This window comes from Microcystis sp. M_QC_C_20170808_M9Col (genome assembly GCF_007095495.1).
GTDB classification, from domain to species: domain Bacteria; phylum Cyanobacteriota; class Cyanobacteriia; order Cyanobacteriales; family Microcystaceae; genus Microcystis; species Microcystis aeruginosa.
Genome location: NZ_SFBZ01000233.1, coordinates 1 through 8,729, shown reverse-complemented (window position 1 = coordinate 8,729; position 8,729 = coordinate 1). Strand labels below are relative to the sequence as shown.

The 8,729-nt window shown below is 42.9% G+C and carries 10 protein-coding genes and 1 pseudogene; 4 read left to right on the top strand and 7 right to left on the bottom strand.

Annotated features, from left to right (window positions below; all coding sequences use genetic code 11):
• Positions 1-328: pseudogene (locus EWV68_RS13700) on the top strand (Rpn family recombination-promoting nuclease/putative transposase); the annotation flags it as partial.
• A gap of 258 nt (positions 329-586) precedes the next feature.
• Here EWV68_RS13700 and EWV68_RS13695 read toward each other — a convergent pair.
• Entirely contained in the window at positions 587-1,345 is a 759-nt protein-coding gene (locus EWV68_RS13695; RefSeq protein ID WP_061432451.1) for a sulfite exporter TauE/SafE family protein, read from the bottom strand.
• Positions 1,346-1,660: 315 nt separating this feature from the next.
• Here EWV68_RS13695 and EWV68_RS13690 point away from each other — a divergent pair, with 315 nt between their 5' ends.
• The gene (locus EWV68_RS13690) at positions 1,661-2,548 is read left to right on the top strand and encodes a lipid kinase (RefSeq protein WP_061432452.1); all 888 of its coding nucleotides are present in this window, start codon (positions 1,661-1,663) and stop codon (positions 2,546-2,548) included.
• A 2-nt stretch (positions 2,549-2,550) separates the two neighbouring features.
• Here EWV68_RS13690 and EWV68_RS13685 read toward each other — a convergent pair whose 3' ends face one another.
• Together EWV68_RS13685 and EWV68_RS13680 are read right to left on the bottom strand one after the other, a co-directional pair.
• Positions 2,551-3,606: an amino acid ABC transporter substrate-binding protein gene (locus EWV68_RS13685; RefSeq protein ID WP_061432453.1), complete on the bottom strand. Its 1,056-nt coding sequence runs from the start codon at positions 3,604-3,606 to the stop codon at positions 2,551-2,553.
• A 24-nt stretch (positions 3,607-3,630) separates the two neighbouring features.
• A complete protein-coding gene (locus tag EWV68_RS13680; protein ID WP_061432454.1) occupies positions 3,631-4,371 on the bottom strand; it encodes a TIGR00297 family protein in 741 nt (246 codons plus the stop codon).
• 44 nt (positions 4,372-4,415) lie between these two features.
• On the opposite strand from EWV68_RS13680, the gene EWV68_RS13675 reads away from it, so the two are divergent.
• A complete protein-coding gene (locus EWV68_RS13675; RefSeq protein ID WP_061432455.1) occupies positions 4,416-5,120 on the top strand; it encodes a cytochrome b/b6 domain-containing protein in 705 nt (234 codons plus the stop codon).
• 101 nt (positions 5,121-5,221) lie between these two features.
• Here the strand turns inward: EWV68_RS13675 and EWV68_RS13670 are convergent, their stop codons facing one another.
• The 4 genes from EWV68_RS13670 to EWV68_RS13655 all read right to left on the bottom strand — a co-directional run bounded on the left by EWV68_RS13670 (position 5,222) and on the right by EWV68_RS13655 (position 8,537).
• Positions 5,222-5,839 (bottom strand): class I SAM-dependent methyltransferase, encoded by a 618-nt coding sequence (locus EWV68_RS13670; protein ID WP_061432456.1) that lies wholly within the window; start codon positions 5,837-5,839, stop codon positions 5,222-5,224.
• Positions 5,840-6,125: 286 nt separating this feature from the next.
• A complete protein-coding gene (locus EWV68_RS13665) occupies positions 6,126-6,365 on the bottom strand; it encodes a 2Fe-2S iron-sulfur cluster-binding protein (protein ID WP_287170120.1) in 240 nt (79 codons plus the stop codon).
• Positions 6,366-6,374: 9 nt separating this feature from the next.
• The gene (gene cobQ / locus EWV68_RS13660) at positions 6,375-7,850 is read right to left on the bottom strand and encodes a cobyric acid synthase CobQ (protein WP_287170119.1); all 1,476 of its coding nucleotides are present in this window, start codon (positions 7,848-7,850) and stop codon (positions 6,375-6,377) included.
• Between the two features lie 285 nt (positions 7,851-8,135).
• Positions 8,136-8,537, bottom strand: coding sequence for an Npun_F0494 family protein (locus EWV68_RS13655; RefSeq protein ID WP_061432458.1), 402 nt, complete (start codon positions 8,535-8,537; stop codon positions 8,136-8,138).
• Between the two features lie 104 nt (positions 8,538-8,641).
• Here EWV68_RS13655 and EWV68_RS13650 point away from each other — a divergent pair.
• A partial coding sequence (locus EWV68_RS13650; protein ID WP_287169756.1) for a helix-turn-helix domain-containing protein occupies positions 8,642-8,729 on the top strand: 88 nt, incomplete at its 3' end.

Here is an 8,729-nt window from a genome sequence, read left to right as displayed (position 1 = left end):
ATTAATAGAGACGATTCTCGTTTATAAGTTACCGCTTCTCAATCGTCGGGAGATAGAAACTATGTTTAGTTTAGATGAATTAAAACAAACTCAGTATTTTCAAGATGTGCGCGAGGAAGGTCGCGAGGAAGGTCGTCAGGAAGGTCGCGAGGAAGGTCGTCAGGAAGGCATTGAGCAAGGCATTGAGCAAGGCATTGAGCAAGGCAGACTAAACAAAGCACTAGAGGCGGTCCCTCGTTTGTTAGCCTTAGGGTTAAGTGTTGAGCAAGTCGCATCCGCGTTAGAGTTAGAGGTTAAACAGGTTAGAGCTATACAAAAAGGGACATAATCTCCTTCTGTCCTCATGTCTAGGAGGTCTTGTTATACTAAATCCTGTTTGATTTGATTGATTCAAGCTAATGTTATGGCTAATACTGGGAAAAGTTAAGATTTATACCCCATAGATGAGCGATTAAAAGCAATAATCTCCGCCATTCTCCCCCCCCCGAATTTGTCAAGTATTCTCCGTTTTTTATTGATGAATCCGGAAAAAGCCCATCAGGGAGAGAGTGGAAGGGTTAGAAATTAACCAGTCCGTTGATCCGGTCTAAGAGCAAGCGCGGATGAAGAAATAAATGGCCATCAGTAGCAGAAAAATATAAAAAGTAATCCGCACCAATCGATCCGGTAATTTCGGTAAAAAACGAGTGGTTACTTGTACACCTAGAGAACCACCGATACCTAAAATAATCCCTTGTAGATAAAGAATATGACCGGCTTGGGCATGAGCGAAACAGGCGGCGATCGAATTGAGTAAAACCACACCTAAACTGGTGACAATGGCGATTTTGATCTTTTCTGCCAAAAAAATCATTTGTAGTGGCACCATGATCGCCCCACCGCCAATTCCGAAAATACCGGCTAGAAATCCAGCGATTCCTCCGGTTAGCAGACAGGCTAGATTAGGATGCAATCTAAGGGCAGAAACTGGCTCTTTTTGGCTTAAATTTTGCTTGAGATTGGTTAAATAGATATTGAGCAGTAAAAAACAACCAAAAGCCGCTTCTAGGAGGTGTTTGGGGCTAGATTTGACCAGATAGACCCCGATAAATGCCGTAAAAATCCCGGGTAAACCTAAGAGGAGAACTCGCTGCCATTTGAGGGAACCTAATCGCCAATTTTGGATCGTACCCCCTAGGGAAGTGAAAACGATCGCTAAACTGCTGGTAGCCACCGATTCCCCGTAACTGTAGCCCAAATTTAACAGGATCGCCACGGAGATAGTGCCACCCCCAATACCAAATAAACCCGCTAATAAGCCCGAAAAAACGCCTGTTATCAGTAAAATTAAGTAATTGTCTGCCATTATCTTCGGTTCATGGCCTTGAGGGGTCTGAATTTGCTATTATACATAGGACTTACTGAAAAAGTTTGTTGGTGGGGTGTGGGGTTTTATGGCTGGCACTTTTTGAGGGCAAAAAAGTCTAAAAGTCTGATCCAACAAGGTTTTTAGATTTATTCAGGCAGCCCCACCTAGAGGCAATGGTAGAACATTTTCTCGAAGAAAGGGCTATTAAACTAAAATTTAGTGATCAATGGGGCTAAATTATTGACAATCACCCGATATTTTTTCTGATTTAATTACATAACCTTTATCCCTGCACTGCTGAGAAACTTACCTATGACTAAAAGAGCTTTACTACTAATCAATCGTCACTCGCGCAAGGGTAAAGAAAACTTTGCTCAAACTGTCGATCTGCTCAATCATTGGGATTTTGAAATTATCAGCGTCCCTTTGAAAAAGGTAGAAGATATACCTTTTTTGATGGAAAAATATCGCTCTAATATTGATTTAGTTATCGTCGGTGGTGGCGATGGGACTCTTAATGCTATGGTGGATGTGTTGGTAGAAACTCAACTGCCCCTAGGTATTATACCTTTGGGAACGGCTAATGATTTGGCCCGGACTTTAGGGATACCGAATTCTATTGCCGAAGCTTGTCGAATTATTGCGGAAGGTAATTTAAAATATATCGATCTAGGTTGGGTAAATAATAAATACTTTTTCAACGTGGCTAGTTTAGGATTAAGTGTGAAAATTACCCAAAAACTGAACAAGGGTTTAAAGCGACGTTTGGGGATTTTGGCCTACGCTTGGACAGCCCTACAGTTATTAAGTAAAACTCGTCCTTTTACCGCTATGATCGGTATTGATGGCCAAAATATCAAAGTTAAAACTCTACAAATAGCGATCGGAAATGGTCGTTATTATGGGGGAGGAATGCCGATCGCTCATGATGCCCAAATCGACGATCAAAGATTAGATTTATATAGCCTAGAAATTGAACACTGGTGGCAAATTTTCCCGCTTTTATGGACATTACCGCGAGGACAACAGGGTTTATTATCTTGGGTGAGAACTCTTAAAGGGAAAGAAATTCAAATTCAGACTCGTAAACCCCATAGTATCAACACCGATGGCGAAATTACTAGCACTACTCCCGCCATGTTTCGAGTTATTCCAGCGGTCTTAGGAGTCTATATTCCCCGTCAGGAAACACAATTTTAAAATTAACGAAAAGGAGGAGAATACAATAAACCCCCCTTTGTCCAAAGATTATTTAAACCTCGATCGAGTTGCAGGGGTTTACCGATTTCCCGATCATAAATTTCCCCGTAATTACCCACCTGTTTTAAGACTCTTTGGGCAAAATCATTGGGTAAACCCATATCTTCGCCTAACTTCTCATCGATACCCAAAAAGCGCCGAATACTGGGGTCTTTGCTGTCGGCAAAAGTGGCAATATTTTGGGAGTTAATCCCAAATTCTTCCCCTTGAATTAAACTAAAAACGATCGAGCGGACGGCATTCGACCAAGCGGGATCACCATCGGCCACGGCCGGGGCCAAGGGTTCCTTAGATATTACCACTTCTAATAATTGATGATCCTGCGGTCGGGGAAAAACCGAGCGCCGGGCCACCAATTGGGAGCGATCGGAGGTGACAGCCTGACAACGCCCCGCCTGATAAGCTGTATATAAAGCCTCCACATCATCGGAAACGATCGGTTTATAACCTTGCACTGCCGCTTTTGCCATGGCATCGGCCAGATTTTGTTCTGTGGTGGTTCCCGATAGCACACAAATGGACTTTCCGCTCAAATCTTCTAATTTCTTAATATTACTGGCTTTTGTGGCCATAATTCCCTGACCATCATAGAAAACCGGGGTGATAAACTCCATCCCCAGAGCGGTATCCCGGTTAATCGTCCAGGTGGTGTTGCGACTGAGGATATCCACTTCTCCCGTCTGTACGGCAGTAAATCTCTCTTGGGGGCTAAGTTTACGATATTCGACTTTGGAGGGATCATTAAAGAGAGCCGCCGCAATAGCTCGGCAAATTTGCACATCTAAGCCCGAATATTCGCCTTGTTCATTAACAAAGCTAAACCCCGGCACTTCTCCGTTAATGCCACAAATTAACTTACCGCGATTTTTCACCGTTTGCAAGCGGCCCGCATCGGGACTATTTGCGGTGGTAGAACTAGAATTAGGTTGATTTTCCGTCCCACAGGCAGTAATTAGCAGTAACAGCAGGGACAATGCACAAAAACGCCACTTTAGCATAGATATTTCTTTAGTCACTTAATTTTAGCTGAAAGACCAGAACAAGCTTAACAGGATAGCCACGATCGCACCGATAACCGTATTGATCACATTGACCAATTCATTAGTTAACCACAGAAAGCGAGTCTGTAGAGTAGCACCGATGAGACTTTCGATATTGGTGGCGATAAATGCCGCAATTACGCACCATAACACACCAAGAAGATCGATCGCACCGATAGCCCATGCTAACAGGGAAATAGCCGTGGCTGCCAACAAACCAGCGATCGTTCCTTCTAAACTAACAGCCCCTTCTGTTCCCCGGGGGACGGATTTAAAATTAGTAATCAGATAAGTAGTTTTACCATAAGCTTTGCCCACCTCACTGGCAGTAGTATCGGCTAATTTGGTGCTAAAACTAGCCACATAAGCGAGTATTAAGAGATAATCCCAGGGAGAAGCGGCAAAAAGACTTAGGATAGCGCAAATTGCCCCCGCTAAAGCGGAACCCCAGACATTTTCAGGACCGCGCACCCCCGCTCTTTTTTCGGCAATTCCCTCCGCTTCCTTGCGCGCTAAACCGATGCGGGTGACAGTAGAACCGACGAGGAAATAGAATAAAACAATTAGATAACCGCGCCATCCCAAGCTTCCCCAGACAATTACCCCTAAAACCCAAGCATGGAGATAACCCATCCGAGTTAAGAGCTTTTTTGGGGCAATTGCAGCGATTCCGAGGAGGACGGTATTGAGAAGAACAGCGACGAGCCAAGGATTAGTTAACATAGTATCTGGGCAAGTTTACATCCCCCATTGTATCGATCGAGTTCATGAAAACTAATCAACCTTATCAACCTCTTTTACTGCGAATTCTGCACGGATTCACGGGAATTGCCCTCATTGCCGCCATGGTTACGGCCTATTGGACCTATGATACTTTTGACGGTCGTTGGTTAAAACTGCCCTTACCAGAATATCAAGAAATTGAAAGTATTCATGGCACTTTTGGCCTCTATACCCTGATTATCTTTCCCGTTTTTGCTATCTATGCTTTTCGTCGGGGCAACAAAAGATTAATTCAAAGTGATTCTCTTAACAAATTAACCCAATTTGGTAAGCCGATTTGGTGGTATAGTCTCCATCGTTTAGTCAATACTTTGACTCTTTTTGCCCTAACTTTTGCCTTGTATAGTGGTCGGATGATGGATTCCAAATGGCTACCGGAAGGGGAATTAAATCACTTTTGGTATTATGCCCATTTGCTCAGTTGGTTAATTATGGCAGTATGTCTGATCCTGCACCTGCTCATGACTGCTAAAGTGGGAGGGGTTCCCCTATTATTATCTATCCTTAAATGGCGTTTTCGTGAACAAGATAGCCCGAAATTATGGTTATCTCAATTACGTCAATGGGGGTTAAGTTTGCGTCTAGCTAAGATTTTTCAGTGGCTACAATCCCTTAACTTATATAAGGTCTTAGAAATTGTTGTTTTATTGGCTATTGTAGCAGCTTGGATTATTCCCAAGTTTGACTAAGCTGTACTGTATTTAAACTGCGCATTGGGAATTTTAGTACAAATGCTCAAATTCCCTGCTACCGTCCTCTCCTATACCTTTTAAATAGGATTTAGTATGATTTATCGACCCCGACGAGCGAGAATAATCATCGTCTTCGCTAAGGGAGCAATACGACCAATACGATAGATTTTCTCTACCGATAAATTAGCTTCTTTTAACAGTTGTGTGATAGTTTTGACAGACCAAAATTTAATATGTCCGTGATCCCAAAGAGCGGTAAAATGCTCGTCCATCTTACCCGTAGCCGCTAGGGCCAAATTTTTGAGATAACTATGATAGGGAGTGGATATCAGCGCATATCCTCCGGGTTGCAGCAGATTATAAACGGTCTTAGCATAATCGCGCGGAGCATAGACGTGTTCTACCACCTCCAAACTAATTAGCAGCGGAAAAGTGCCAAATTTACTAGCCAGATCATCATAGGCGGAGCCAACGTATAGATCAAGTTCAGGATAGGCTTTTTTTGCCTCTGCTATCCCCGATTCGGAAGGATCGCAGCCACTGACTTGAAATCCTTTTTCTGATAACCAATTAGCGATCGAACCGTTGCCACAACCGAGATCAAAAATACGCTTTTCAGGAGGAGCAAGATCGGCAAAAATCTGACTCAGAGAGGGTAGCAAATAAGCGTGGGCAGTCCCACAGCAAGAATTTTGATAATGATAATAATCTGACATATTTTAAAATATTTAATATGTAAGTATTTTTCGTGGTATCACCACTATCGCAGGGTAATACAAAAAGTAACTTTTGTCAAGGGTTTGGTGAAATTTATTCTTACATCCCATTGATACGACCTATTATATTATTTTATCAATATATTGCATATACTATCATCAATGGACATCTTGCAAAAATAAAAAACCTTCTCCTAGTTAGAAGTCTCCGAGTCAGTATTCTCCGAGTTAGAATTCGTAAACTTAACGGTAATAGCTAAATTCTGTTATCAGAAAACCTGAACAACTACCAGAGCGGATCGGAGTATAAATGAACGGTTAAAGAATCTCGATCGCCGGGGATACCAGTAATACAGCTACAAATTTGAGTACCATCATCTAATTCTACCTCGCAAGCGTGACAGGAACCCATTAAACAGCCGGTAGGAATTTCAATCCCTGCTTTTTTGGCCACATCTAATAATAGTTCTCCAGTTTCCGCTTCTATGATGATATCATCGGGTAAAAAACGCACTGCAATAGTCATAATTTCTCCTTACAAATGAGCAAAAATAGGGTTAAGATTTAAATGTTCTTCCAATAAATTAGCCATATTATCTAGGGTTATTTCTCTTTGTTCACTATAGTTAGCAATTCCCGTAGGCAAAGATAATAAACCGCGACGCTGACGCAGATGATTTAACCAAGTTCTTCGCCAAGAACCATTATCAAAGATACCATGTAAATAACAGCCCCAAATTGAGAGAGAATCATTGACAATTCCCAGACTAGCATCTTCCTCGAACATTTTTTGATAACCTGATTCACTTTCCCATTGGCTTATTCCCTGGTGAATTTCGTATCCCATTACCGGTAAACCAGCTTGGGGATAATTGGATAAAACTTGTCGTTGACGGGTAATTTTTTCGGCAGTAATTACCGTTTTTAACGGCAGTAAATTTAAGCCAGATGCCTCACTATCGGGACCTTCTCGATGTTCAGGATCCAGGATTAATCGCCCTAACATTTGCAAACCACCACAGATGCCAAAGATAATACCTCCCCTTTGGTGATAGGCTTGTAATTGATTAGCCATACCACTTTGATTAAGAGCAATTAAATCAGCAACAGTGGTTTTAGAGCCGGGGATAATTACCCCATCGGGATCACCTAAAGATTCCTGTAATTCTAGATAACGTACATTGACCGTTGCTTCGCCACAGAGAGGGTCAAAATCAGTAAAATTAGCGATATGAGGCAGACGAATGACAATGATATTTAGTTCAGCTTTGGGTTTTTGGGCAGGGCGATCGAGTAAACTGAGAGAATCCTCGGCACTCAAAAAGATATCACTATAGGGAAGAACTCCTAACACAGGAATTTTTGTATAATCTTCTAGCCAAGTAATCCCCGAATCTAAGAGGGATTTTTGTCCGCGAAATTTATTGATCACAATACCTTTAATTAAAGCTCTTTCCTCCGGTTCTAATAATTCTAACGTACCGACGACGTGAGCAAAAGCCCCCCCGCGATCAATATCCACCACTAAAATAGTAGCGGCATCGAGATATTTAGCCACCCGCATATTAGTTAAATCCCGATGTTTGAGATTTATTTCCGCCGGACTTCCCGCACCTTCACAGACAACTAGATCAAATTCTGTTGATAATTTAGCTAAAGATTCTTTAATTGCTTGCCAACCTTGCTCAAAATAATTCTGATAATAATCCGCTGCCGTGGTGACACCAACAGCCTTGCCTTTAATAATCACCTGAGAGGTCATATTTCCCTGGGGTTTTAATAAAATTGGGTTCATTTCTACCCGGGGAATTGTCCCCGCGGCCCATGCTTGCACCGCCTGGGCGTGACCCATTTCTCCCCCTCCGGCGGTAACATAGGCATTAAGGGCCATATTCTGACCTTTAAAGGGTGTTACTTGCCAGCCTTTCCGGTTGAATAAACGACATAAAGCCGCAGTTAAAAAAGATTTACCCGCGTGGGATGTTGTCCCCACTACCATAATTGCTTTCATCTAGTTTTTTGGGTTGACTATTTAATTTTTGGTAATTAGGAATTATGAATTATGAATTGGGAAGTGGGGAGATGGGGAGATGGGGAGATGGGGAAGTGGGGAAGTGGGGTGTGGGGTGTGGGGTGTGGGGTGTAGGGTGTGGGGTGTGGGGTGTGGGGTGTGGGGTGTCGGGTGTGGGGTGTGGGGTGTGGGGAGAATAAATAAAATAATCTCCTATCTCCTGACGACCGACTCGGAGAATCCTGACTCCTGACGACCGACTCCCGACTCCTCACCTTAACAGCATTAAAAAGAAAACCAACGTTGCAGAGTATTTAAAAATCTTTGCCAGAAAGTGGGTGTAGGGAAAAAGTCCCCTTGGGGTTGCCATTTTTCTATTAATTTCCTCCCCAAAGGAGTGAGACGAAAACTATCGGTTATCCCCTGTCCATCTACTTCGCGCCGCAAAATTCCCACCTTAATCAACCAGAGAAGATAGCTTTCCGCTGCCGCTTCCGTCAGCAGTCTGGAAGTATAACCTTTCTCTAAACCCCCAGCACCAGGGATGCTTAAAAGTGATACACTTTGCTCCAGCATAGCCGCAAATAAGGTGACACGGAAAGGAGAACAACAGAGGGCGCGTTCGGCCCGGTTGATGGTAGCATCAGGATAATTGATGGCGGTAACGGTGGCAGTCGATAGGCTCATAGATTCCGGTCATCGAAAAATTTGGGTCTGAAACCCCGTCGTAGAACGACGGCTTTACTGTTAAATATTAGCACATTTACGAAATATATGCTAAAATGTGAGACATGGAAAAAGCCTATTCGTTTCGATTTTACCCCACACCAACACAAGAGTCGCTATTGCGGCGCACATTGGGCTGTGTAAGATTAGTTT

Coding starts and splice junctions, on each gene's coding strand:
- EWV68_RS13655 (WP_061432458.1), bottom strand. CDS start 8,537: ATGAGCCTATCGACTGCCACCGTTACCGCCATCAATTATCCTGATGCT.
- EWV68_RS13685 (WP_061432453.1), bottom strand. CDS start 3,606: ATGCTAAAGTGGCGTTTTTGTGCATTGTCCCTGCTGTTACTGCTAATT.
- EWV68_RS13680 (WP_061432454.1), bottom strand. CDS start 4,371: ATGTTAACTAATCCTTGGCTCGTCGCTGTTCTTCTCAATACCGTCCTC.
- EWV68_RS13690 (WP_061432452.1), top strand. CDS start 1,661: ATGACTAAAAGAGCTTTACTACTAATCAATCGTCACTCGCGCAAGGGT.
- EWV68_RS13665 (WP_287170120.1), bottom strand. CDS start 6,365: ATGACTATTGCAGTGCGTTTTTTACCCGATGATATCATCATAGAAGCG.
- EWV68_RS13670 (WP_061432456.1), bottom strand. CDS start 5,839: ATGTCAGATTATTATCATTATCAAAATTCTTGCTGTGGGACTGCCCAC.
- EWV68_RS13695 (WP_061432451.1), bottom strand. CDS start 1,345: ATGGCAGACAATTACTTAATTTTACTGATAACAGGCGTTTTTTCGGGC.
- cobQ (WP_287170119.1), bottom strand. CDS start 7,850: ATGAAAGCAATTATGGTAGTGGGGACAACATCCCACGCGGGTAAATCT.
- EWV68_RS13675 (WP_061432455.1), top strand. CDS start 4,416: ATGAAAACTAATCAACCTTATCAACCTCTTTTACTGCGAATTCTGCAC.